This window comes from Methylobacterium sp. E-045 (genome assembly GCF_022829685.1).
GTDB lineage: Bacteria > Pseudomonadota > Alphaproteobacteria > Rhizobiales > Beijerinckiaceae > Methylobacterium.
Genome location: NZ_JAKSYE010000085.1, coordinates 1 through 22747, shown reverse-complemented (window position 1 = coordinate 22747; position 22747 = coordinate 1). Strand labels below are relative to the sequence as shown.

The window sequence follows — 22747 nt, the reverse complement described above, 5'->3', positions numbered from 1 at the left end:
TCGGCTGACGCCCTCCGTTGTTGTCATGCGAGGTTCGCTGGCCTTGGTCTCAGGATTTCGTGAGATATACCGCCAGCGACTGTCGTAAAAGTCCTGTCCTCAGCATGGTCGTATGGGGACGACATTGCCTGTGCCGTGTAATCGCGCAGGAGAGTCGGGCGGCACTGTCCTGTGCCATCGATGGCTGGTCTCGACAAAGAGGTTTATGGACCTATCTCGACGGCCTGGAAATCTCCGACGAGCAGGCGTCTGAACGGTTGCGCATTGTCCGGGACGTCATGCACATGTGGGTCGAGATGGATTTACCCGCCGATAGTGATGGGTAATTTGTCGAAAGCATCAAACCCCAGGATCAAACATCCAGCAGTCGGGATGTGGGACGTCCTCGTTGTCTGCGGCAACGCGAGCCTGCTCGGCGTGGACACCTCTTTAGCCGGACGGAGTGAACAGCTGCCGAGGGCGCATCGATTGTTGGCACAAGCGCGCCGGAGCGCTGCCTCGACGGCGGTGCGCGCCAGGGTGCGGCGCAGGTTCCCGTCCTGCCGTGACCGCCCGAAGGAGAGGGCGCGGCGGAGCGGGGCACCCAGCAAACCGCGACGGGCGGACGTCAGCGCCGTCAGGACGTTTCTGTCCAAGCTTGGACCGGCGCGCCTCCGAACACGACGTGTTGCCGCAACGGCGGCTGCGCCAGGGCGTAGATCAGTCGCGGCTCCGCAGGCGTGCTGGCCGCGTCGAGGGCGGCACGGTGCTGGGGTGCCAGGACGAGGCCGAGGGATGCCACATTGTCGGCGACCTGCGCCGCGCGGCTGACGCCCATCAGGGTCGACGCGACGCCCGGTTTGCCCACGACCCAAGCGAGCGCGACACGCGCCGGCGATTGCCCGATGGCGTCGGCCACGCGGCGGACGGCCTCCACGATATCCCAGTTTCGCGGCGTGAACAGGCGGTCGCCGAACGGGTTCGCGCCGTCGAGGCGCTTGTCGCCGTCCGGCCGCGCCTCACCGGCCTGCGCCGCGTCTTTCGGCAGGCCACCCGCGCGTGGGCCGGCGGCCTCCACGGTGGCGCGGTCGTACTTGCCCGTGAGCAGCCCGTAGGCGAGAGGCGACCAAGGCACCATGCCCATGCCGAATTCGGCCGCGAGCGGGATGTGCTCGTCCTCAACCTCCCGGTTCACGAGCGAGTAGAAATACTGCAGCGCGATCGGACCCGGCAGACCGCGCGAAGCGGCGAGGGTCGCGAGCTTGGCGGCATACCAGGCCGGTGTGTTCGACAGACCCCAGTAGCGGACCTTGCCGGCACGAACGAGGCCGACCATCGTTTCGAGCAGTTCCTCTGCCGGCGTGATCCCGTCCCAGACGTGCAGCCAGTACAGGTCGATGTAGTCCGTTCCCAGGCGGCGCAGCGATCCGTCGATCGCCGCGTGGACGTGCTTGGCGCCACAGCCACCGGCATGCGGTCCATTCCCGGTGGCGAAACCCGATTTGGTGGCGAGGACGAGCCGGTCGCGCAGGCCGCGTTCGGCGACGAAACGACCGACCATCGTCTCGCTGGCGCCACTCGCGTAGACGTCGGCCGTGTCAATGAAGTTGCCGCCCCGTTCGACATAGGCATCGAACACCGCGCGGCTGCCGGCCTCGTCGAGTCCCCAGCGCGCCGTGCCGAACGTCATGGTGCCCAACGCCAGGGGGCTCACCGCGAGTCCCGAGCGGCCCAGCGTCCGATAATGCGTCAAATCCATTGTTGAGCCTCGCTAATGATCCGGCGGAGGGTAGCGAGACAGCCGCCGACGCATTACCCGTTACGGGCGGCAAGGGTCTGTGAACGGGATGCAGCAATGCGGCGTGGCGCACTCGACGATCTCGCGGCGTTCGCGGCGGTGGCGCGCACCCGCAGCTTCACACGGGCCGCAGCCGAACTCGGCCTGTCGCCGTCGGCCCTCAGCCATGCGATGCGCGGCCTGGAGACCCGTCTCGGTGTGCGCCTGCTCGCGCGCACGACGCGCAGCGTCGCCCCGACGCCGGCCGGTGAGCGATTGTTGCGCTCGCTGGGTCCGGCGCTGGAAGAGGTCGAGCGAGGTCTCGCGGCGTTGGCCGATTGGCGCAACGCGCCGTCCGGCACCCTCCGGTTGACGACGTTCGCCTACGCCGCCCGCACCATCCTCGAGCCGACCCTGCCCCGGTTCCTGCTCGAACACCCGGCGGTCTCGGTCGAGGTGGTGATCGACGATCGCCTCACCGACATCGTCACGGGTGGCTTCGATGCCGGCATCCGCTTCGGCGACACGGTGGAGCAGGACATGGTGGCGGTCCGCGTCGGACCGGACCTGCGCACGGTCGTCGTCGGCACGCCGGCCTATTTCGCCCACCATCCTCGGCCGGTGGCCCCAGGCGACTTGGAGGCCCATAACTGCGTGAACTACCGCCTGATCGGCGGCGGCGGCCTCCTGCCCTGGGAGTTCACCGACACGGACAAGGGGCCCGAGATACGGGTGCGCGCGGGCGGACAGCTCATCGTCAATGACGGCCTCCTCGCAGCTGCGGCCGTGCGCGCGGGTGCGGGGCTCGGCTACATGCTGGAGGACGAGGTCGCGGCCGAACTCGCGGCCGGGACGTTGGTACAAGTGCTCGACCCGTGGTGCCCGCCCTTCGCGGGCTGCCACCTCTACTATCCCAACAGGCAGGTCACGCCGGCGCTCCGCGCCCTGATCGACGCCTTGCGATGGGTGGCACCGTGACCCCAGTGGATCGACGGCGGCCCCATCGATCGATCCCGCGTCGCGGCACGTCTCACTCGTCCTTGAACGTGACCTTGGCGCCGCGCGCGATGCGGGTGGCGAGGTCGCGGGCGTCCCAGTTGGTGAGGCGGATGCAGCCGTGCGATTCGGTCTTGCCGACCTTCTCCGGCTCGGGCGTGCCGTGGATGCCGTAGGAGGGGATCGACAGGTCGATCCAGACGAGGCCGACCGGATTGTTCGGGCCCGGGCGGATGGAGAAGGTCTTCTTCGTCTTCACGCCCTTGAAGGCGTATTTCGGGTTGTAGGTATAGACCGGCGCGAAGGCGACGCCCTTCACCTTGGCCTCGCCGGACGGGGCCGGCTTCTCCTCGCTGCCGATGGAGGCGGGATAATAGGCCCGCAGGGCGCCGTCCTCGCCGAAGCCGCGGACATTGCGCGTGACCTTGTCGACCTCGACCCGCGCGATGTCCTTCTTCGGCGCGTCCGCCTCATCCTCCGGCGCGGCCTTCGCCTCGGATGAGCCGTCCGCCTTCTCACCGGCTTTGTCGTCGGACTTGCCGCTGGATTTGCCGCTGGATTTGCCTTCGGCCTTATCGTTGGACTTGCCCTCGGATTTGTTCTTCGGCTTGGCCTCGGCCTTCGCCGGCTTGCCGGTTTCCAGGGGCGGGACCGCCGCCACGACGAGGCCGGTGCCGGCCTTGTCGAGGGCGGCGTCCGGGTTCAGGGCCGTGAGGAGGTCGCGTGACATGTGAAACCGCTCGGCCAGCATTTCGCGCGGATTGGTGTAGTTCATCGCCTCCAGATCGGCCTGCTCCTCCATCTTGGCGGGGATCTTCTCCGCGAAGGGTCCCGCCGCGTCGGCATCGGTGACCGTGTAGGACACCACCACCGGGTCGGCGCTCGAGGCGGCGAGTTTGTCGAACAGGGCTTGGTTTAAGCTCAGACTCGCGGGCAGCCCCTGCGCCACGGCGAAGGCCGACAGGGCGTTGCGCATGTTCTCGCCGTCGCGGCCGTCGATGGCGCCGGGGGAGAAATGCGCCCGGTCGAGGAGCACCTGGACCTTCACCAGCAGCGGCTGCGGACGCTTGTCCTTCGTGCCTTGGCTCTTTCCGGCCTTCTTGCCGCCCGTCTTACCCCCGCTCTCCGGCGTCTCCTGCGCCGTGAAGGTCGCGCCGTTGATCGCCTCGACGGTCAGGGCCTCGGCGGATGCAACCTTGTCCGGCTCCGGAGCGGTGTTCCCTGCCGGCTTCGCCTCGGCCGCCCCCGGTGTCGCCAGGCAGACAAGGGCCATGAGCGCGACGGCGCTCGGCAGGGGCAGGTGGGGCATCGGGGACTCAACTTTCGCCGGGGGATCGACAGGTGCGCTCCGTAAAGCCGGGTGGGGCCTCGGGCGTTCCACGCCTCCTATTGGCAGAGACGATGTCCCGCATTCCTCTCGCGCTCGTCGAGATGGAGGTGGTTGCCATGGGCCGCATCCGACCCCGGCCCGAGCACCGTGCGGAAGAAGCCGCAGGCCTTGGCCCGGATCGCGGCCTGGAACGTCGCCTCCGGCGCGTCGTCGAGGCCGGCGCCGACCTTGATCGGTCCACGTCCGTCGAAACCGTAGCCCATGATGTCGACGCCGTTGGCGAAGCTGTGCTCGCTGAGCTTGGCCTCGGGATCGTGGTTCTGGCCGCGGCACTCGTAGGACGTGCCGATGGACAGGCTCCGGAGGGGCGCCTTCAGGATGCGCTCGGAGGCTTCCTGTACCTCCGTCGCCAGGCGGGCCAGGGCCTCGGCCGCGGTGCAGACGAGGGTCGCCGGCGGGGTGAGCGCCACGTCGCCGGAGAGGCGGGTGAGTTTCAGCGGCTTCTCCGCGCCGCATTGCCCGTTCGCGATCGGCGGCAGCGCCTCGAACGTCGCACCCAGGCGCTCCAGGCGCTTGCGGCAGGCGGTGTCGTCGAGGGGGGCGACCGTCAGGGTGAGGGCGGGTGTCGATGCCGGCGGCGTCGAGAGATCGGTCGGGCGCGGAGGCGGCGGCGGCATCTCGGGGGCCGGACCCGTCTCCGGCGCGGCCGGGGGAGGGGGTGTCAGCTCGGCCGGGCGGCCGGGCGGGGTCGGAGCGTCCGGGAGCGGCGGAACCGTCGCGGGCGTCGGCGCGGGTTCGGGCTTCAACTCGGTGGGACGGACCGGGGGCTCGGGCATCGCCGGGGTCGGATGGGCCGAGCGGTCCTCGGCGGACAGGGCCGGAAGGGACAGCGCGACGACGCTCGCCGCGAGGCAGAGCCCGAGGAATCGTCTCAGTGCCTGCCGGCTGATGCGGCCGCCCATGTGCGCGCCGTGCTCACTCTCCTGGAAGGAGAGGGCTGGGGTGAGGTGTGATCCATCTCCGAAAAGGTCACACACCTCACCCCGTCCCTCTCCTTCCAGGAGAGGGGACCCGAGCGGCCCGCGAGATGTGCCGAGATCGTAGATCTGTCGGACGGGCATGGGAATGCAAGCGAGGGCGGCCTTCATGTCGTCCTCGATCCCGTCATCACCGTGGCGTCACCGGGAAACCGGCCCCGCCGCGGGGCCGGTCCGGAGGCGCGGTTTCAGCCTTCCGAGCGGGCGGCGAGCCGGCTCGCGCCGTAGGACAGGATCCCGGCGATGGCGAACAGGGCGACGAAGGTCTTCACGGTGGCGGTGATCAGCGCCGGCTCGATGCCGGTATCGGTGTAGAGCAGGAGGCCGATGGCGGAGATCGGGATGAGCAGGACGATCAGGACGGGACCCAGCGGGTTCATGGCGTACTCGCGTGTATCGGGGACCGGGGTTCGGCCCTTCTCTCTAAAGCGGCACCGGTCATAGCATTGCTGTGCGCGCGAGGGGACACCCCGGACGCAACAAAATTCACAGGCTCCCGGCCGTCATGCCGGGATGCGCACGGTGGCGCGCAATCCCCCGAGGGGACTGTCGTGCAGGGCGACGTCGCCGCCATGGGCGCGGGCGATGTCGCGGGCGATGGCGAGGCCGAGGCCCGATCCGCCGGCATCCTGGCGCGCATCGTCCAGGCGGACGAAGGGCTTGAACACCTCCTCGCGGCTCTCGGAGGGGATGCCGGGGCCGTCATCGTCGATGGAGACGAGGAAGGACCGCGCCTCCGTGCGGCCGCGGATCGCCACCGTCTCGCCGTAGCGGGCGGCGTTGGCGGCAAGGTTGAACAGGCATCGCCGGAACGCGTCCGGCCGCAGCGTCACCATGGCGCGGCCGTCGAACTCCACCTCGGCCACGTGGGCGCCCAAGCGTTCCACGTCGGTGCGCAGGTCCTCCAGCATCGCCCGCATGTCGGTGGGCACGGCGACCTCGCCGGAATCACCCCGCGCGAAGGCGAGGTAGGCCTCCAGCATCCGGCTCATCTCGTCGACGTCGCGCTGGAGGTCTTCCACCTCGCTGGTCTGCTCCACCAGGGCGAGGGACAGCTTGAACCGGGTGATGATGGTGCGCAGGTCGTGGCTCACGCCGTTGAGCATGGTCGTGCGCTGTTCCATCGCCCGCTCGATGCGCCGCTTCATCTCGATGAAGGCGTGGCCGGCCTGGCGCACCTCGCGGGCGCCGCGGGGCCGGAACTCGATCTCGCGCCCCTTGCCGAAGCTCTCCGCCACGGCGGCCAGCCGGAGGATCGGCTTGATCTGGTTGCGCAGGAACAGGATCGCCACGCCCAGCAGGACCAGGGACGAGCCGCTCATCCAGAGCAGGAAGATGTGCGAGTTCGAGGCATAGGCCATGCTCCGCCGCGCGGTCACCCGCATCACCCCGTCCGGGATCTCGACGCGGATCTCGATGAGGCTGGAGCGGCCCACCGTGTCGATCCAGAAGGGCCGGCCGACCTGCTTGGCGAGCTCCTCGGAAAGGGTTTCGTCGAGGATCGAGAAGAACGGGCGCGGCCCCGGCAGGGGGAGCTTCGCCCCCTTCAGGATGTCGAGGTCGAGGTTCAGCCGCGTGCCGGCGATGCGGGTGAGGGTGTCGGCGTCCTTGTCCTGGGGGTAGCTCTCGTAGACGTCGATCATGGCCGCCACGTCGGCGGTGACGGCCGCCGACAGGCGGCGGGTCACAAGCTGCCAGTGCCGCTCCATGAAGGTGTAGGCGATCACCGATTGCAGCAGCACCACCGGCGCAATGATGATGATCAGCGAACGGGCGTAGAGCCCCTTCGGCAGGGCGTTGCCGATGGCGCGGGCCACCGTCTTCCATATCCGGCGCGGATGCGGCCTCGCGCGCCAGGCGGCGGCGGTTTGGGTTCTGATCCGCGACAGGTTCAGGCCGGCGAGGGCCATGGCGGGTCCCGTCTAATCGATCGCGAGGCGGTAGCCGATGCCGCGGACCGTCTGGAGGAAGAGGGGATTGCCCGGATCGACCTCGGTCTTGCGGCGCAGGCGGTTGATCTGCACGTCGATGGTGCGTTCCGCCGCGAGCCCGCCATTCCCGGCCAGCACGTCGCGGTCGACGTTGCCGCCCTTGGCCTCCGCCAGGATCGTGAGGATCTCGCGCTCGCGGTCGGTGATGCGGATGGTCTCCTCGTCCCGGCGCAATTCGCCCCGGTCGATGCGGTAGGAGAACGGCCCGAACGTCACGGTGGCGATGGTGCGGTCGGAGGGCGGCACACCGTCCGGGCGGCGCTTGATGATGTTGTTGAGGCGCAGGATCAGTTCGCGCGGCTCGAAAGGCTTGGGCAGGTAATCGTCGGCCCCGATCTCGAGCCCCATCACCCGGTCGTTGGGATTGGAGCGGGCGGTGAGCATCAGGATCGGCACCCGCGAGGTCTCCCGCACCTGCCGTGCGTAATCGAACCCGTTCTCCCCCGGCATCATCACGTCGAGGACGAGGGCGTCGAAGACGAAGCTCTGTGCCCGCTGCCGGGCCTCCTCGACATTGCCGGCCGACGTGACCCGGAACCCTTGCTCGTAGAGATAGCGCGACAGCAGCTCGCGCACCCGCCGGTCGTCGTCCACCACGAGGATGTGGGGGGCGTGGTCGGGAAGCTCGGCGCGGATTCGCGGCTCCGGCGACGCCATGTCAGCGACGGCTCCGGGCGCGCCGCGCCATCAGGCTGCGGACCGCCGCGCGCTCCTCCGGTTCGATCATCGCCATGAGAAACCCCTGTGCTGCGGCAAATCCGTGTTCGTCCCGGGCGCCCTTCGGTTCGTCCGCCACCGGATCGGCGATGGCGCGGGCCACCCGCCGCACCTGGACCCGCGTCAGCTCCGCCGTGAGCGTCGCGCCCGTCTCCGAACAATAGAGCAGTCGCTGGCGGCGGTCGCTCCGGCCGGTCTTCTGCACGATATGGCCCTGTTCGATCAAATCCTTGAGAACCCGGTTCAGACTCTGCTTCGTGATCCGCAGGATGTCGAGGAGTTCGGCGATCGTCAGGCCGGGGTAGTGATAGACGAAATGGAGCACCCTGTGGTGCGCCCGCCCGAAGCCGTATTCCGCCAGCATCCGGTCCGGGTCGCCGACGAAGTCGCGGTAGGCGAAGAACAGCAGTTCGACGAGATCGTTCGTCACGCCCTCCGGAGCGAGACCTGAATCCGCCGGCCCGTCATCCTCCCCGGACATGGACATGGGGGCCGGGCCCGTTGCCAGGGTCGATGGGCGCGTCACGTCCGGCACTATCCTCGATATACGTCAGTGATGTTGACATATCTCAGGGGCGTTGATACCCGTCAAGCCTTCCCGAGGCCGGCTCGCCGCGAACGGCCGTCTTGCTGACGACCGTCTTGCGGACCTCCGGCCTCGCGGATACTGCGCCGGGCATTGCCCGGCCATCGCGCCAACCCGATCGACCGACCCCGCAGGTGCCACGATGCGCGCCTGCGGATTCAAGGAATTCGTCATGTCCGTGATCCCGTTCGACGAGCGTGAGGGCACCATCTGGTTCGATGGCGTGCTGGTGCCGTGGCGCGAGGCCAAGATTCACGTTCTCAGCCACGGCCTGCATTACGGCTCGGCGGTGTTCGAGGGCGAGCGCGCCTATGGCGGACGGATCTTCAAGAGCCACGAGCATGCCGAGCGCCTGCTCCGCTCGGCGCAGTACCTCGATTTCACGATCCCCTACGGCGTCGCCGAGATCGAGGCGGCCAAGGAACTCGTGCTCAAGACCAGCGGCCTCACCGACGCCTACCTGCGTCCCGTGGCCTGGCGCGGTTCGGAGATGATGGGCGTCTCGGCGCAGAACAACACCATCCACCTCGCCGTCGCCGCCTGGGAATGGCCGAGCTACTTCGATCCCGAGACCAAGATGAAGGGTATCCGCCTCGACATGGCCGATTATCGCCGGCCCGATCCGCGGACGATCCCCTCCGCCTCGAAGGCGGCCGGCCTCTACATGATCTGCACGATCTCGAAGCACCGCGCCGAGAACAAGGGCTATGCCGATGCCCTCATGCTCGATTGGGAGGATTACGTCGCCGAATGCACCGGCGCGAACATCTTCTTCATCGAGGACGGCGTGGTCCACACCCCGCTGGCCGACCGCTTCCTCAACGGCATCACCCGCCAGACCGTCATTGACCTCGCCCGTCGGCGCGGCTTCGAGGTGATCGAGCGGCGGATCAGGCCCGAGGAGATGGAGGGCTTCTCGGAGTGCTTCATCACCGGGTCGGCCGCGGAAGTCACGCCGGTCTCCGAGATCGGCCCCTACCGCTTCACGCCGGCCGCCATGACGAAGACGCTCATGGAGGATTACACCGCCGAGGTTCAGCCGAAAGCGGTGGCGGCCTAGACCGGCCCGTCCTCGTCCCGATTGCACCCACCGGGTGGCAAAGGGGCAAAATGCGTCGACATCGCCCGGTCGAGCCTCGCATCGGAGCCCGTCCCCGGTGACGGGGCGGGGCCTTCCATCGCACGACCCCCGTCCCACCGGACGGTGGGACGGGGGCGTCTACGGCCGTCGTCGCTCAGGCCGCCATGGGCCTGTGACGCCGATGGCCCTTCACGTCGTAGCGGTCGAGCATCATCACCTTGTCCCAGACCCGCACGAAATCCGCCACGAACCGGCCCTGGCCATCGCTGCCGGCATAGGCATCGGCGATGTTGCGCAGCTGCGCGTTCGATCCGAAGACGAGATCGTTGCGCGTGGCCTCGAACTTCGCCTGTCCGGTTTCGCGGTCCTTGAGGGCGAAGGACGTTCCATCCGCATCGATCTTCTCCCAGACCAGATCCGTGTCGGTCAGGGTGCGGAAGAAGTCCGTGGTCAGCACGCCCACCCGGTCGGTGAAGATGCCCCGGTTCGAGCCGTCGTGGTTGGCGTTGAGCGCCCGCAGGCCGCCGGTCAGCACCACCCATTCCGGTGCGGTCAGCGTCAGCAGGTTGGCCTTGTCGAGGAACAGTTCCTCCGGCGACAGGCTCCGCGTCATTGCCCCGTACCCGTCATCGACGTAGTTGCGGAAACCGTCGACGACGGGTTTCAGCCACTGGAACATCTCGATGTCGGTCAGCTCCTGCGTGGTATCGACCCGGCCGGGCGTGAACGGCACCTGCGTTTCGACCCCGGCATCCCTGGCGGCCTTCTCCACGGCGGTACAGCCGGCGAGCACGATGAGGTCGGCCAGCGAGACCTGCTTGCCGTCCGTGCGGCCCCGATTGAACTCCGCCATGACCCCACGGAGCGCGTCGATCACGGGCGCGGCCCGGCGGTTGACGGCCCAGTCCTTCTGCGGGGCGAGGGCGAGCCGGCCGCCATTGGCGCCGCCGCGCTTGTCGCTGTCGCGATAGGTCGAGGCCGCCGAGAAGGCCGTGAAGACCAGATCCGAGACCGAGAAGCCCGTGGCCAGGATCGCCTGCTTGAGGGGGGCGATGTCGGCCTCGCCCACCGGGGCGTAGTCGGCATCGGGGATCGGATCCTGCCACAGCAGGCCGTCCTCGATTCTCACCTCCGGGCCGAGGTAGCGGTGCTTGGGCCCCATGTCGCGGTGGGTGAGCTTGTACCACGCCTTGGAGAAGGCCTGCGTGAAGGCGTCGAAATCGTTGAGGAACTTCTCGCAGACCTTGCGGTACTCCGGATCGACCTTCAGGGCGATGTCGGACGTCATCATCATCAGCGGATGCGACTGCCCCGGGACGTGTGCGTCGGGCGTCCGGGGCGCGCTCGGGTCCTTCGGCGTCCATTGCAGGGCACCAGCAGGGCTCTTGGTCTGCTCCCACTCGAACTTGAAGAGGTTCTCCAGGTAGGCGTTGTCCCACTGCGTCGGGTTGGGGGTCCAGCTGCCCTCGATGCCGTTCGTCATCGTGTCCTTGCCAGCGCCGGTGCCGTTCGGGTTGTGCCAGCCGAGCCCCATCGCCTCCATCGGTGCCATCTCCGGCGGCGGCCCGATCTCCTTGGCGGGGGTCATGCCGTGGCTCTTGCCGAAGGCGTGGCCGCCGGCGATGAGCGCCACCGTCTCCTCGTCGTTCATGGCCATGCGGGTGAACGTCACGCGGATGTCGTTGGCCGAGCCCTGCGGGTCGCCGTTCGCGTAAGGCCCCTCGGGGTTCACGTAGATCAGCGCCTGGTGGGAAGCGGCGAGGGGGTTCTCCAGGTCGTAATCGGCGTCGCCGTTCCTGCCGCGCCAGCGCTTGTCGCGGTTGACCATGTCGTCGAAGCTCGACACCGAGCCCATCTCGACGACCTCCGGACCCCAGTAGGTGGCGTTGTCCGCCTCCCAGGCGTCGAGGCGCCCGCCCGCGAATCCGTAGGTCGGCAGGCCCATGATCTCCAGGGCGCAATTGCCGGTGAGCACCATCAGGTCGGCCCAGGAGAGGGCGTTGCCGTATTTGTGCTTGATCGGCTGCAGAAGGCGGCGCGACTTGTCGGTGTTGCCGTTGTCCCACCAGCTCGAGATCGGCGCGAAGCGCTGCATTCCGGTACCGGCGCCGCCCCGCCCATCCGCGATGCGGTAGGTGCCGGCCGAGTGCCAGGCCATGCGGATAATCTGCGGGCCGTAATTGCCGTAATCGGACGGCCACCACGCCACCGACGAGGTGAGGAACTGCTTGATGTCGCTCTTGAGCGCGTCGAGGTCGATGGTCTCGAAGGCTTTGGCGTAGTCGAAATCCGGCCCGAGCGGATCGGCCGCGAGGCCGTTCTGATGAAGCAGCTCGACCCTCAGGCGGTGCGGGTACCAGTTCTCCAGGGCCGGGCGGCTGCCGAGGGCTCCGCCGATGCGGTCCCCCCCGAACGGGCATCGGCCCTGCATCGGGTACGAGTCGGTATTCGTCTTGTCGATCGTCATGTCGTTCATCAGCATGTCCCTGCGCGCAGTAACGGCGTCACTGGATGGATCGGACCGCCGGCTTGTCGCCGGCGGCGGCGTGAGGCGTGCGACTTTTTGAGAGACGGCAACGCTCGCTCGATCCGACACCGTGAGCGAAATCTGGCGCGCATCTCGAAAATCAAGGTGCCGTCGCCGTCCAGGCAGGCCCGGCCGCCGCCGTGGCGCCCTGAGACACGCCGCCTCACAACTGCGCGAGCCGACGATGCGGTCGCGCCCCGTCGCCCCGGGGACAGGCGCGACGGGGCCGGAACTCATTGGCGAGGCCCTCGTTGTGAAGAGAACAATTCATGAACGAGGTTGCGCGATGACGAAGAAGCAGGCGACGGACGAGAACGAGAACCCGAAGACGGCCGGCGGCGACGCCTCGAACCGGATCAAGGATCCGAGCGAGTGGACAACGGGTGACGAGCCGATGACCGGCGCGCAGGCCTCCTACCTCAAGACCCTGTCGGAAGAAGCGAAGTCGCCGGACTCGTTCGAGCCCGATCTCGACAAGGCCGAGGCGTCGAAACGGATCGATGCCCTGCGCAAGGAAGCCGGACGGGGCTGATCCCCGTCGCCAGCGGTGTTGGCCGTCGGCGGGACCGTAAAGCGGGCGTTTTATGCAAAGCACTTAAACGGTCGGCAACGATTTCCGGCGCAGGATGATCTGTGCCGGATTCGTCGAGGATCGCCCCGCTTCCATGACGAATGTCGAGACAGCCGAAACGACCATGCGGAACCGGCCCGGGCGTCGGGTCTGTCTCTCGCACATCGCGGCCCGGTTCGGCCGGGATACGCGCGGGACGACCGCGATCGAATACACGTTGATCACCGGCCTGGTCTTCCTGGCGATCGTCACGGCCCTGCATCTCTATGCCGACCGGGTCGGCGCCATGTACCAATATATCGGCAACGCCATCGCCCGGAGCGGCTGAGGGATCGCGCTGGCCTCAGCGCCGCGTCGGACCGGGCTTGCCCGTGGGCTTCGCCTTCGACGGGTCCATCGCCGTCATCCCGTCGCGCCACAGGCTGTCGAACAGGCTCTGCATCGTCCTGGCGTTCTCCTGCTGAGCCTCCAGTCCGGACTGGAACATCTGCTGCAGCAGGTCGAACGGGTTCAGCGCCGAGCCCTGCGCCGCTTCCGTGGGATCGGGCCTCGAGGCCGAGGCCGGCTTCGCACCGAAGGCCGTCCTCCCAGTCGCGGATGGGCTGGGCTCCGGGAAGAAGCGTGCCGGCGGCAGGCTGCTCTGGGAAGACTTGGTGCGCGCGGACGTGACGTCCTTCGGCGCCTGCAGCATCGAGCCGCCCGCCGCCATGAACGTGTTCATCATCTCCGTCCAGTAGGGATGGGTCGGGATGCCGAAGGGTGAGGGCGGCGGGGCCGCCGGGGCCGTAGTCGCCGGAGCCGGGTTCATCATGACGTGGACGATCCCCGCCACCACCATCCCGGCCATGACCGGCAGCATCTGCCGCAGGGCGGGTGTCGCGACGCCGCTCGCCGCCGCGGCCTGTTGCAGCACGGCCTGCCCGAGATGCTGCGAGCCGAAGAGCTGGCGCATCATGGCATCCATCTGCGGCTTGGCCTGCGCGGAGGGGGCCGCGGTCGGATCCATGAAGCCGAACATCTGGGTGAAGCCGGTGGGATCGGCGGCGGCGTTGCGCTGGAGGCCGAGGGTCAGGGCCGGCATCAGGGCTTCCATGGCCCGGCGGGTCTGGTCCGGCGACAGGCCGAATTGCTGGCCGAAACCGTTGGCCCCCATGCCACCCTGCGCCTGCATGAGATCGAACAGGTTGAACATGGCGGCGGCCTCATGATCCCATCGCGGCCAGGCCGAAAAGCCCCGGCCTGCTGTCGAGGGGCGAACTCTGTCGCATCCCAGCCGGACTTACCAGCCCGCGACCATGCCCGTCCCGGCACTAAACCAGTGCGTTCGGCCTCTCCGGCGCCGGAATATCGCCCCCGGAGGCGTCCGCATCGGCCTCCGATGCCATTTTCGGCGCGACACCGGCCCGTTTCTCCAACTGCGCCACCGTCCGGAAGGCGAGGGCGATCCCGATCGCACCGAAGGCGACCGAGCCGAAGCCGACTCCGGCGATGATGCCCTCCGGGCCGTAGAGATGGGCTCCGAGGAGGGCCGGGGGCACGGTCCCGATCGTGGCCCGGCCCCAGTTGAGGAAGGTCGACAGGAAGGGAAAGCCGAGGTTGTTGAACGAGGCGTTGGCGAGGAACAGCAGCCCGGTGAAGAACCACACGCCCCCGCTCACGAGGCAGAAGAAGACGAAGAGGTCGGCGGCGGTGCCGGTCAGTTCGAACAGGCTGGTCAACGGTCCGCGAAGGACGATCAGGGCGATCCAGACCACCGCCACATAGGTCGCCGTCACCAGCGCCCCGTCCCGCAGCACCCCGCGCATGCGGTCGAACCGCCTCGCCCCCCAGTTCTGGCCGAGAATGGGACCGATGGAGCCGGACATGGCGAAGAGCCCGCCGAAGGCCACCGGGGACAGCCGGTCGATCACCACGTTTCCGGCCACCGCCACGGCGCCGAACTTGGCGAGCGCATGGGCGATGAAGGCGCTCGCCACCGAGGGGGCGAGGTTGGTGAGCACGGCGGGCAGGGCGATCCTGAATACGATGGGCGCGTCCGCGATCACGTCCGCCCATGTGGGGACGGCCAGCATCCGGTGCTGGCGCACGCCCCACAGGCCGATGAGGGCGAAGGTCGCGCGCGCGACGCAGGTGGTGATCGCCGCCCCGTCGATCCCCAAACCCGCTGTGAAGATGAGGAGGGGATCGAGACCGGCGGTGACGATGGCGCCGCCGAGCGTCACATACATAGCTTGCCGCGCTGCGCCGACGGCGCGCAGCAGGCCGGAGAACATCATGCCCGGCCCCATGAGCAGGTTCGAGGGCAGGGCGATCCAGAGGAAGCGCTCGGCCACGGGAAGCGTCGCGGCGTCGGCGCCGATCCAGGACAGGATGAACGGCAGCAACGGCAGCATCGCGAGGACGAGGATGCCCGACACGACGATGCCGTGGATCGACGCGGAGGTGGCCAGACGCCGCGCGCCCGCCTCGTCGCCCGCGCCGATCGCCCGCGAGACCAGGGCGCCGGCGGCGATCATCAGGCCGATATTGATGGCGATGGCGAAGAACTGGACGATGGTGGCAAAGCCCACCGCCGCCGTGAGCGTCGGGTCGCCGAGCTTCGAGACGTAGATCAGCGAGAGCAGGTCGACCACGAAGATCGCCATCAGGCCGATGGAGCCCGTGCCGGTCATCACCACCACGTGCCGCAGGATCGATCCCGTGACGAACCGTCCGGCCTCCTGTCGCACGACGGGATTTCCCGCCGCCTTGCGGGTGTCAGGCATCCGACGGGGTGTCCTGGGGTTGCAGCGTGCGGGTGGCCGCCTCGCGCCGCTCCATGCCGATGATGTCCCGCGTCTCGGTGCTCAGGGCTCGCGAGGGACGCTTGGGCACGGTGAGCGGCTCCGGCTTGATCTCGGGACTGCCGCCCACGTAGCGCGATTCCTCCGGCAATGCCCCCGCCTGCTGAAGGACGAGGCGGGCGACGTCGCGTTTGCGCACGTCCTGGGCCGTGGCGGCGGCGGCCTCCGCCGGGATGCCGAGCCCTTCCAGGGTGGCGCGGCCGAAGGCGATGGCCGATTCCACCGTCTCGCGCAGCTGGTAATCCACGTCCCGGTTCATCAGTTCCACCGAATGCATGCGGTCGTAGGCGCGGACATAGGTGCGCACCGCCGTGAATTCCTCGTGGACGATGTCGACGATCTTCAGGGCGGCCTGCGGGTCGTCGACGCAGATGCAGAGGAGCTCCGCGCGGCCCACCCCGGCGGCGCGCAGCACGTCGAGGCGGGTGCCGTCGCCGTAATAGATGCGGAAGCCGAAGCGCGAGGCGCTGCGGATCTGCTCCACGTCCTTGTCGATCACCGTGACGCTGATCCCCTCGGCGAGGAGAACCTGGGTCAGGATCTGCCCGAAGCGGCCGAAGCCGACCACGAGGACGCGGGCCTCGGTGCTCTCGATCTGGTCGGGCACCTGCACGGCCGCCTCCGGCCGGCGGCGGGACAGGTAGCCGTCGAGGGCCTTGGCGGCGACGGGGCCGACCAGCATGGTGAGGGCGGCCAGCGCCACCGCGAAGCGGGTGGAGGGCTGGTCGATCAGGCCGAGTTCGGCCCCCGCCGGCAGCAGCACGAAGGCGAATTCGCCGGCCGGCGCGAGGATCGCCGCTCCGCGGACCGCATCGAGCCAGGGCGAGCCGAACAGGCGGAACAGGCCGGCCACCAGCCCGACCTTGATGAGGATGGCCGCCGCCGTCGCCCCGAACAGGGCGGGCCATGCGCTTTTCAACAGGCCGCCGTCGATGGACATGCCCACGCTCATGAAAAACAGGCCGAGGAGCATGCCGCGGAACGGCTCGATATCGGCCTCGAGCTGGTGGCGGAAGTTCGATTCGGCCAGCAGGACGCCGGCGAGGAAGGCGCCCATGGGCATCGACAGGCCGACATGCTCCATGAGCATCGCGGTGCCGAGCACCACGAGGAGGGCCGCCGCCGTCATCACCTCGCGCGCGCCGCTGGCCGCGAGCAGGCTGAAGAACGGATTGAGGCCGTAGCGGCCCACCAGCACCACGGCGAGGAGGGCCGCGCCTACGGTTCCCGTGGATGTCAGCGCATGCCCGAGCCACGCATCGTCGCCGGAACCGCCGGTGGAGGCGAGGAGCGGCATCAGGGCGAGGATCGCCACCACGGAAATGTCTTGGAATAGGAGCACCGCGAAGGCGCGGCCGCCATAGGGCGTGCCGAGGTCCCCGCGCTCCTCGAGAAGCTGCAGCGCCACCGCCGTGGCCGACAGAGCCAGCGCGACGCCGATGACGAGGCTCGCGGCCGGGGAGAGCCCGAACAGGGCGCCCGCGCCGGCCAGCACAATGGTGCACAGCAGCAGCTGTGCCGCACCGAGCCCGAAAATGTCGCGCCGCATCGAGATCAGCCGGGAAATCTCGAGTTCGAGGCCGACGATGAAGAGAAGGAGGACGACGCCGAGCTCCGCGACGCTCGCGGCGGTCTCCGGCTCGGCGATGAGCGAGAAGCCGAAGGGGCCGATGACGACGCCCGCGACGAGGTATCCAAGCACCGCGCTCTGCCCGATGAGGCGGAAGATCGGCACGCCGATGACCGCCGCCGACAGGAAGGTCAGCACCGGCGGCAGGAAGCTCACATGGGTGGAGGCGCTCGCCATGTCGATCCGGTCTGTGAGGAGTGGTGTCGCCCGCGGCCGGTGCCGCAGGCGCATCGCCTTGTCGTCCTCTTAGACCAGGGGCACCGCCCCCGCCACGTCTGCATGGGGCGGTGGGGCGGTGTCGGATCCATCACCGGTGCGGAGCGGCACGCGGTTCAGGCGAAGCGGCGCGTCACCTGACGGACGGCGCGATGGGCGAGCAGCACCTTCGTGGCGTCCGAGGGCGAGGGGGCGTCGTAGGCGTCGAGGACGTCCCAGCGGGTCAGGCCGATATCGTTCAGTTCCCGCTCGGAGAGCGAGCCGAGCTCCACGAGGCCGCGCTCGTCGACGTCGTTGCGCGAAACCAGGGACATGGCCTTGGTGAGGAGGCGGCCGACGACGCGGGTGGCCCGTCCGACCTGTTCGGCTGCTGCGTCGCCCGGGGTCCAGTTGAGGGTGCTGTTCATGATCCTAGTATCCAAGTGCTCGACGCGTGTTCACGACGAGGAAGGTGATGGGGGTGATGTGCGCCCCCTCCGCCGTGATTGACGTGCGTTCGAACACTTAGCCTCAATAGACTTGCGGTGCCTGCAGGTCTGGTAGAACCGGACCACGGATAAACCTCAATCACCGCCCGAATGACCGGTTTGGCGGCATGGCGAATTCGAAGTCATGCTCAATAATGCATGGTCCGCCATCTTGATCAGATCTTAACGACCCGGTGGGCGGCGTGCCTCCCGTCTCTCGGCCCGGCGGCTCAGCAGGAACTGGGAGGCATCCGTCTCCCCGGCGCCCGCATCCGCCACGTCCTGCCGGATCAGGCCGATATCCTTTAGCTCGCGATCCGACATCGCCGAGAGCTTGCGCAGGACGCGTCGATTGATGGCCTGGCGAGACAAGCCGGCGGCGGCGTTGGCCAGGAGCCGGCGCGCGAACCGTACGAGGCGCCCGGCGAAATCGCCGGCATGGGCGGCGGAGTGCTGCTTCAGGAGCGTGGTCATCGGTCGTCCTCGTCTCGTCCGTCGTGATCGTTCGGTCGTGATGCGCCCGGAGACCCTGGCGGAGACAGGGACAGTCCAGTACGCTTTGCCTGAATTGTCCGGACGGTGGAGCAGTACAGATGGCGGGATCGGCGCGGACCACGCTCACCCTTGTGGACACGGTCTCGTCCGCGATCACGGAGCGGATCGCCGGGCGCCAGCTCATGCCCGGCGCGCGGCTGCCCTCCGTGCGGGCCTTTGCCGAATCCATGGGCGTGTCAAAATCCACCGTGGTGGAGGCCTACGAGCGCCTCGGCGCGGAAGGCGCCATCGTCGCGCGGAGGGGCTCGGGCTTCTACGTGGCGGGCAAGACCCGCCCGCTCTGCCTCAAGGAGATCGGGCCGCAGCTCGACCGGGCCGTGGACCCGCTCTGGATCACCCGGCAATCGATGCAAGCCGGGCCGGACCTGCTGAAGCCCGGTTCCGGCTGGCTGCCCTCGTCATGGATGCCCGAGGAGGCGATCCGGCGCGCCCTGCGCCACATCGCCCGCGACCCGGACTCGAACCTGATCTGCTACGACAAGCCCCTCGGCTTTCCGCCGCTGCGCAGCCAGATCGCCCGGCGGCTCGCCGACAAGGGGGTCGAGGCGCAGGCCGACCAGATCGTCCTGACGGATTCGGCGACGCAGGCCGTCGACCTGCTGTGCCGCTTTCTCCTGGACCCCGGCGACGCCGTGCTGGTCGATGACCCGTGCTACTTCAACTACCACGCGCTGCTGCGGGGAAACCGGGCGAAGGTGGTGGGCGTGCCCTTCACACCCTCCGGGCCGGACGTGGCGCAACTCGAGACGCTGATCGTCGAGCACCGGCCCCGCTTCTACCTCACCAATTCCGCACTCCATAACCCCACCGGCGCCACCCTGGCCCCGGCCGTGGCCCACCGCGTCCTCAAGCTCGCCGAGGCGCACGACATGCTGATCGTCGAGGACGACATCTTCGGCGATCTCGAAGCCGATCCGGCCCCGCGCCTGGCGGGGTTCGACGGGCTCGACCGGGTGATCGCGGTGGGGAGCTTCTCCAAGACCCTCTCGGCCTCGATCCGCTGCGGCTACATCGCCCTGCGCCCCGACTGGGTGGAGGGGCTGATCGACCTGAAGCTCGCTCTGAGCCTGGGCAACGGACATCTCTCGGCGACGCTGATGCACCGCCTCATCACGGACGGGGCCTATCGCCGCCACCTCGCCGAGATCCGCGAAAAGCTCGCCCGCGCCATGGGCGAGACGGCGCGCCGTCTCGAGCGTTGCGGCCTGACGCTATGGACCGAGCCGCGCGGGGGGGTGTTCCTGTGGGCGCGCCTGCCGGACGGGCTCGATTCCGCCGACATCGCGCGCCACGCCCTCGCCAGGGACGTGGTGCTGGCCCCCGGCGCCGCCTTCAGCGCCGGGACGGGCGGCCGCGAGTTCCTGCGCTTCAACGTGGCCCATTGCGCCGATCCGCGGACGTTTTCTGTGTTGGAAGACGCCATGGCGGCCGCCTGAATTCAGCCTCGCCCGACCTGCCCGGAACCCACCGCCCGGACCGAGGCTTTGAAGAGATACGGCAAAGCTCGAAGAAGATGTCGGGAGGACCCATGTCGAAGTCGGAGTTGAAGCAGCCGCGTCCGCCCGAACTGTTCTCGCCCTGGCGCAGCGAGGCGCGCGCCCGGCTCCAGCGGGAGGCCCGCAACTTCGCCCGCGACGTGGTGCTGCCGCTGGCCGACGAACTCGACCGGCAGAAGGCCGAGATGCCGCGCTCCCTCATCGACGCCATGGCGAAGAAGGGCTGGTTCGGCATCACCATCCCGGCCGAGCAGGGCGGGCTCGGTCTCGGCGTGTTCGAATATTGCCTCGTCTCGGAAGAGTTGGCCCGCGCCTGGCTCTCCGTCGGCAGCATCCTGGCGCGGGGCCAGGGCCTCGGCACCCAGACCCTCGACGACGAGCGCCGGCGCGCGCTGCTGCGGAAATCCGCCCGCGGCGAGTGGATCGGCGGCATCGCCCTGTCCGAGCCCACCGCCGGCTCCGACCTCGCCGGCGTCCAGACCCGCGCCGTGCGCGACGGGGACGAATGGGTGCTCACCGGGACCAAGCGCTGGGCCGGATTCGCCCTCGCCGCCGACTTCATCGAGGTCCTGGCCCGTACCCGCGAGCCGGAGCCGGGGGAGCCGCGCTCGGCCGGGCTGGAACCCTTCCTCGTGGTCAAGAAGCCCGGCACGTTCCCAGAGGGCATGACGGGCCATGTCATCGACAAGATCGGCTATCACGGCTTCCTCACCTTCGAGCTCGAACTCGACGGCGTGCGCGTGCCCGAGGGCGACCGCCTCACCGGCCTCTATGGCGATGGCGGCGCGGATGCGGATTCCGGCGGCTTCGCCTCGGTGCAGCGCGGCCTCAACATCGCCCGCGTCCACACCGCCGCCCGCGCCGTCGGCGTCGCCCGCGCGGCGGTGGAGGATTGCCAGCTCTACCTGCAGGAGCGCGAGCAGTTCGGCCACCCGATCGGCGAGTTCCAGGCCCTGCGCTTCGCACTGGCCGACATGTCGGCGGAGGTCGATCAGGCCCGTGCCTACTGGCAGCAGGTGGCGCACCTCCTCGACGAGGGCGAGGCGGCCGAGAGCGAATCCGCCAAGGTGAAGCTGCTGGCCACCGAGATGGCGGTGCGGGTCACCAACCAGGCGATGCAGCTCCACGGCGGTAACGGCTACACCACCGAGCGGCGGGTGGAACGCTACTGGCGCGACGCGCGGCTCACCACGATCTTCGAGGGAACCAGCGAGATCCAGCGGCGAATCATCAGCGACCGGATGCTGGGGCGGGTGTGAGGGGGAGAGCGGCAGAGTTACTTGCGGCTCGGCCTCCATCGCGTTGAAGACGTCCGGCCCCGATACCGCGATCTTCTAAGCCTGGATATCGTCCGGCGATTTCATTTGCGGCCAGAAATTTTTACGCGAGGCGATTTTTATCAAGTGTCATCATCAGACGCGTCAGTGTCTCCTGGAGATAATCGCTCCGATGCAATCGTTGAACTGCCAGGTTGCCTCGTGTGTGGCAGTGCGGCGCGAAACAACGAGTCAACCACACTGATCGTTGCAAAATTCGACACCGACAGATACTGTTTTTTTTAGCACTATCATCCAAGGCTCATCGCGCTTCGTTCCGGCTCATCCCAACCGCGAAGGCGATCGCGTACCGATGTGGGGGTCGGTCCGCGGCGCCAGGCGGTTATTCGAGACGGAACTGCCTCTAGGATATCTTTCAGCATGGCTCTCGCGTCGTCGGGCACCCTCGATCCGCGCCTCGCACCAGCCTCGGACGTCGTCTTCATCGATGCGCGGGTGTCCGACCTCGACACGCTGTGGGCCGGCCTTGTGCCGGGCGCGGTCCCGTACCTGCTCGATCCCGCCCGCGATGGCCTCGCACAGATGGCCGAAACCCTGGCTGCAACGGGAGCCGCGGGCCTGCGCACGATCTCGGTGGTCGCCCACGGCGCGCCGGGTCGCCTCGCCATCGGGCCGGAGGGCCTCGGCGCGGACGACCTGCCGAGCCGAGGCGAATCCCTCGCCGCCCTCGCCGCCGCGCTGGCGCCGGACGGTCGCTTGCAACTCTACGCCTGCGATCTCGCTCGCGGCGCCTTGGGTCGCCGCTTCCTGGCCGTCCTCGCGGCGGAATTGCCGGGGACCGGGGTGTCGGCGGCGTCCCATCCAATCGGCGCGGTGCAGCATGGCGGCTCCTGGTCCCTCGACACGCAAGTGGGACCGGCCGCCGAGCCGCCTCCGTTCACGGCGGCTGCGCGCATGGCCTATGCGGGCATCCTCACCGCCGCCTTCGGCACGCCCGGCGACGGCATCGTCACCACGCGGGTCGGTCAGTCCTCCGACAGCGGCTACAGCGTCACGGTGCAAGCTGACGGCCGGATCCTCGTGGCCGGCTACAGCTACAACGACGCGGATCAAGACTTCGCGCTGGTGCGCTACAACGGCGACGGCTCCCTCGATACCGGCTTCGGCGGCGGCGACGGCATCGTCACCACGCGGGTCGGCCCGTCCTCTGATGTCGGCTACAGCGTCACGGTGCAGGCGGACGGCCGGATCCTCGTCGCCGGATACAGCCACAACGGCTCGAATTACGACTTCGCGCTGGTGCGCTACAACGCCGACGGTACCCTCGACACCGGCTTCGGCGGCGGCGACGGCATCGTCACCACGCCGGTCGGCCCGTCCTCCGACTTCGGCTACAGCGTCACGGTGCAGGCGGACGGCCGGATCCTCGTGGCCGGCTACAGCTACAACGGCTCGACTGGCGACTTCGCCCTGCTGCGCTACAACGCCGACGGCTGCATCGACACCGGCTTCGGCGGCGGCGACGGCATCGTCACCACGCCGGTCGGCCCGTTCTCTTATTACGGTCGCAGCGGCACGGTGCAGGCGGACGGCCGGAGCCCCGGTGACCGTCGTAGTGCCAACGAGTCTAAGTCACGCTGCTCCTCGGTGGCGCACTACGCTCACTGGTCA

At 68.7% G+C, this 22747-nt stretch carries 20 protein-coding genes; 7 read left to right on the top strand and 13 right to left on the bottom strand.

The window, feature by feature from the left end; all coding sequences use genetic code 11:
- Positions 1–616: 616 nt before the first annotated feature.
- Positions 617–1738 carry an aldo/keto reductase gene (locus MKK51_RS13710; protein ID WP_243977851.1) on the bottom strand — a complete coding sequence of 374 codons (1122 nt, stop codon included), beginning with the start codon at positions 1736–1738 and terminating at the stop codon, positions 617–619.
- Positions 1739–1834: 96 nt separating this feature from the next.
- On the opposite strand from MKK51_RS13710, the gene MKK51_RS13705 reads away from it, so the two are divergent.
- On the top strand, positions 1835–2734 hold the full coding sequence (locus tag MKK51_RS13705) for a LysR family transcriptional regulator (RefSeq protein WP_243977849.1): 900 nt from the start codon (positions 1835–1837) through the stop codon (positions 2732–2734).
- A gap of 52 nt (positions 2735–2786) precedes the next feature.
- On the opposite strand, the gene MKK51_RS13700 is transcribed toward MKK51_RS13705, so the two are convergent.
- The 6 genes from MKK51_RS13700 to MKK51_RS13675 form a co-directional block, all read right to left on the bottom strand.
- Positions 2787–4061 carry a L,D-transpeptidase gene (locus tag MKK51_RS13700; protein WP_243977847.1) on the bottom strand — a complete coding sequence of 425 codons (1275 nt, stop codon included), beginning with the start codon at positions 4059–4061 and terminating at the stop codon, positions 2787–2789.
- Between the two features lie 77 nt (positions 4062–4138).
- Positions 4139–5044 (bottom strand): extensin family protein, encoded by a 906-nt coding sequence (locus MKK51_RS13695; protein WP_243977839.1) that lies wholly within the window; start codon positions 5042–5044, stop codon positions 4139–4141.
- Positions 5045–5307: 263 nt separating this feature from the next.
- Positions 5308–5499 carry a hypothetical protein gene (locus MKK51_RS13690; RefSeq protein WP_243977837.1) on the bottom strand — a complete coding sequence of 64 codons (192 nt, stop codon included), beginning with the start codon at positions 5497–5499 and terminating at the stop codon, positions 5308–5310.
- Positions 5500–5622: 123 nt separating this feature from the next.
- Positions 5623–7029: an ATP-binding protein gene (locus tag MKK51_RS13685; protein ID WP_243977836.1), complete on the bottom strand. Its 1407-nt coding sequence runs from the start codon at positions 7027–7029 to the stop codon at positions 5623–5625.
- A 12-nt stretch (positions 7030–7041) separates the two neighbouring features.
- A complete protein-coding gene (locus MKK51_RS13680; RefSeq protein ID WP_027172104.1) occupies positions 7042–7767 on the bottom strand; it encodes a response regulator in 726 nt (241 codons plus the stop codon).
- A 1-nt stretch (position 7768) separates the two neighbouring features.
- Positions 7769–8314: a MarR family winged helix-turn-helix transcriptional regulator gene (locus tag MKK51_RS13675; RefSeq protein WP_409565691.1), complete on the bottom strand. Its 546-nt coding sequence runs from the start codon at positions 8312–8314 to the stop codon at positions 7769–7771.
- Between the two features lie 271 nt (positions 8315–8585).
- On the opposite strand from MKK51_RS13675, the gene MKK51_RS13670 reads away from it, so the two are divergent.
- A complete protein-coding gene (locus tag MKK51_RS13670; protein WP_243977834.1) occupies positions 8586–9473 on the top strand; it encodes a branched-chain amino acid aminotransferase in 888 nt (295 codons plus the stop codon).
- A 175-nt stretch (positions 9474–9648) separates the two neighbouring features.
- On the opposite strand, the gene katG is transcribed toward MKK51_RS13670, so the two are convergent.
- Complete coding sequence (gene katG, locus MKK51_RS13665; RefSeq protein WP_243977832.1) at positions 9649–11970, bottom strand: catalase/peroxidase HPI; 2322 nt, start codon at positions 11968–11970, stop codon at positions 9649–9651.
- 337 nt (positions 11971–12307) lie between these two features.
- Between katG and MKK51_RS13660 the strand changes: the two genes are divergently transcribed.
- Both MKK51_RS13660 and MKK51_RS13655 read left to right on the top strand, forming a co-directional pair.
- A complete protein-coding gene (locus MKK51_RS13660; RefSeq protein WP_056140406.1) occupies positions 12308–12553 on the top strand; it encodes a DUF3072 domain-containing protein in 246 nt (81 codons plus the stop codon).
- Positions 12554–12686: 133 nt separating this feature from the next.
- The gene (locus MKK51_RS13655) at positions 12687–12920 is read left to right on the top strand and encodes a Flp family type IVb pilin (RefSeq protein WP_243977830.1); all 234 of its coding nucleotides are present in this window, start codon (positions 12687–12689) and stop codon (positions 12918–12920) included.
- Between the two features lie 15 nt (positions 12921–12935).
- Here MKK51_RS13655 and MKK51_RS13650 read toward each other — a convergent pair whose 3' ends face one another.
- The 5 genes from MKK51_RS13650 to MKK51_RS13630 form a co-directional block, all read right to left on the bottom strand.
- Positions 12936–13784 carry a DUF937 domain-containing protein gene (locus MKK51_RS13650; protein WP_243977828.1) on the bottom strand — a complete coding sequence of 283 codons (849 nt, stop codon included), beginning with the start codon at positions 13782–13784 and terminating at the stop codon, positions 12936–12938.
- Positions 13785–13902: 118 nt separating this feature from the next.
- Complete coding sequence (locus MKK51_RS13645) at positions 13903–15357, bottom strand: MATE family efflux transporter (protein WP_243977827.1); 1455 nt, start codon at positions 15355–15357, stop codon at positions 13903–13905.
- A complete protein-coding gene (locus MKK51_RS13640) occupies positions 15350–17242 on the bottom strand; it encodes a monovalent cation:proton antiporter-2 (CPA2) family protein (RefSeq protein WP_243978610.1) in 1893 nt (630 codons plus the stop codon). Before MKK51_RS13640 ends, MKK51_RS13645 begins: the two co-directional genes overlap by 8 nt.
- Before the next feature lie 155 nt (positions 17243–17397).
- On the bottom strand, positions 17398–17688 hold the full coding sequence (locus tag MKK51_RS13635; RefSeq protein WP_243977825.1) for a DUF1127 domain-containing protein: 291 nt from the start codon (positions 17686–17688) through the stop codon (positions 17398–17400).
- Between the two features lie 243 nt (positions 17689–17931).
- Positions 17932–18222 (bottom strand): DUF1127 domain-containing protein, encoded by a 291-nt coding sequence (locus MKK51_RS13630; RefSeq protein ID WP_243977823.1) that lies wholly within the window; start codon positions 18220–18222, stop codon positions 17932–17934.
- Positions 18223–18341: 119 nt separating this feature from the next.
- On the opposite strand from MKK51_RS13630, the gene MKK51_RS13625 reads away from it, so the two are divergent.
- From MKK51_RS13625 to MKK51_RS13615, 3 genes are all read left to right on the top strand, one after another.
- On the top strand, positions 18342–19739 hold the full coding sequence (locus MKK51_RS13625; RefSeq protein WP_243977821.1) for a PLP-dependent aminotransferase family protein: 1398 nt from the start codon (positions 18342–18344) through the stop codon (positions 19737–19739).
- Positions 19740–19831: 92 nt separating this feature from the next.
- Positions 19832–21058, top strand: a complete 1227-nt coding sequence (locus tag MKK51_RS13620; RefSeq protein WP_243977819.1) for an acyl-CoA dehydrogenase family protein — start codon at positions 19832–19834, stop codon at positions 21056–21058.
- 438 nt (positions 21059–21496) lie between these two features.
- Positions 21497–22747 (top strand): DUF4347 domain-containing protein (locus MKK51_RS13615; protein WP_243977817.1); only part of this gene is annotated, 1251 nt, incomplete at its 3' end.

What these genes read in the sequence shown, in the direction of transcription:
- MKK51_RS13710 (WP_243977851.1), bottom strand. Translation starts at nt 1,738, where the DNA reads ATGGATTTGACGCATTATCGGACGCTGGGCCGCTCGGGACTCGCGGTG.
- MKK51_RS13705 (WP_243977849.1), top strand. Translation starts at nt 1,835, where the DNA reads ATGCGGCGTGGCGCACTCGACGATCTCGCGGCGTTCGCGGCGGTGGCG.
- MKK51_RS13700 (WP_243977847.1), bottom strand. Translation starts at nt 4,061, where the DNA reads ATGCCCCACCTGCCCCTGCCGAGCGCCGTCGCGCTCATGGCCCTTGTC.
- MKK51_RS13695 (WP_243977839.1), bottom strand. Translation starts at nt 5,044, where the DNA reads ATGGGCGGCCGCATCAGCCGGCAGGCACTGAGACGATTCCTCGGGCTC.
- MKK51_RS13690 (WP_243977837.1), bottom strand. Translation starts at nt 5,499, where the DNA reads ATGAACCCGCTGGGTCCCGTCCTGATCGTCCTGCTCATCCCGATCTCC.
- MKK51_RS13685 (WP_243977836.1), bottom strand. Translation starts at nt 7,029, where the DNA reads ATGGCCCTCGCCGGCCTGAACCTGTCGCGGATCAGAACCCAAACCGCC.
- MKK51_RS13680 (WP_027172104.1), bottom strand. Translation starts at nt 7,767, where the DNA reads ATGGCGTCGCCGGAGCCGCGAATCCGCGCCGAGCTTCCCGACCACGCC.
- MKK51_RS13675 (WP_409565691.1), bottom strand. Translation starts at nt 8,314, where the DNA reads ATGTCCATGTCCGGGGAGGATGACGGGCCGGCGGATTCAGGTCTCGCT.
- MKK51_RS13670 (WP_243977834.1), top strand. Translation starts at nt 8,586, where the DNA reads ATGTCCGTGATCCCGTTCGACGAGCGTGAGGGCACCATCTGGTTCGAT.
- katG (WP_243977832.1), bottom strand. Translation starts at nt 11,970, where the DNA reads ATGAACGACATGACGATCGACAAGACGAATACCGACTCGTACCCGATG.
- MKK51_RS13660 (WP_056140406.1), top strand. Translation starts at nt 12,308, where the DNA reads ATGACGAAGAAGCAGGCGACGGACGAGAACGAGAACCCGAAGACGGCC.
- MKK51_RS13655 (WP_243977830.1), top strand. Translation starts at nt 12,687, where the DNA reads ATGACGAATGTCGAGACAGCCGAAACGACCATGCGGAACCGGCCCGGG.
- MKK51_RS13650 (WP_243977828.1), bottom strand. Translation starts at nt 13,784, where the DNA reads ATGTTCAACCTGTTCGATCTCATGCAGGCGCAGGGTGGCATGGGGGCC.
- MKK51_RS13645 (WP_243977827.1), bottom strand. Translation starts at nt 15,357, where the DNA reads ATGCCTGACACCCGCAAGGCGGCGGGAAATCCCGTCGTGCGACAGGAG.
- MKK51_RS13640 (WP_243978610.1), bottom strand. Translation starts at nt 17,242, where the DNA reads ATGGCGAGCGCCTCCACCCATGTGAGCTTCCTGCCGCCGGTGCTGACC.
- MKK51_RS13635 (WP_243977825.1), bottom strand. Translation starts at nt 17,688, where the DNA reads ATGAACAGCACCCTCAACTGGACCCCGGGCGACGCAGCAGCCGAACAG.
- MKK51_RS13630 (WP_243977823.1), bottom strand. Translation starts at nt 18,222, where the DNA reads ATGACCACGCTCCTGAAGCAGCACTCCGCCGCCCATGCCGGCGATTTC.
- MKK51_RS13625 (WP_243977821.1), top strand. Translation starts at nt 18,342, where the DNA reads ATGGCGGGATCGGCGCGGACCACGCTCACCCTTGTGGACACGGTCTCG.
- MKK51_RS13620 (WP_243977819.1), top strand. Translation starts at nt 19,832, where the DNA reads ATGTCGAAGTCGGAGTTGAAGCAGCCGCGTCCGCCCGAACTGTTCTCG.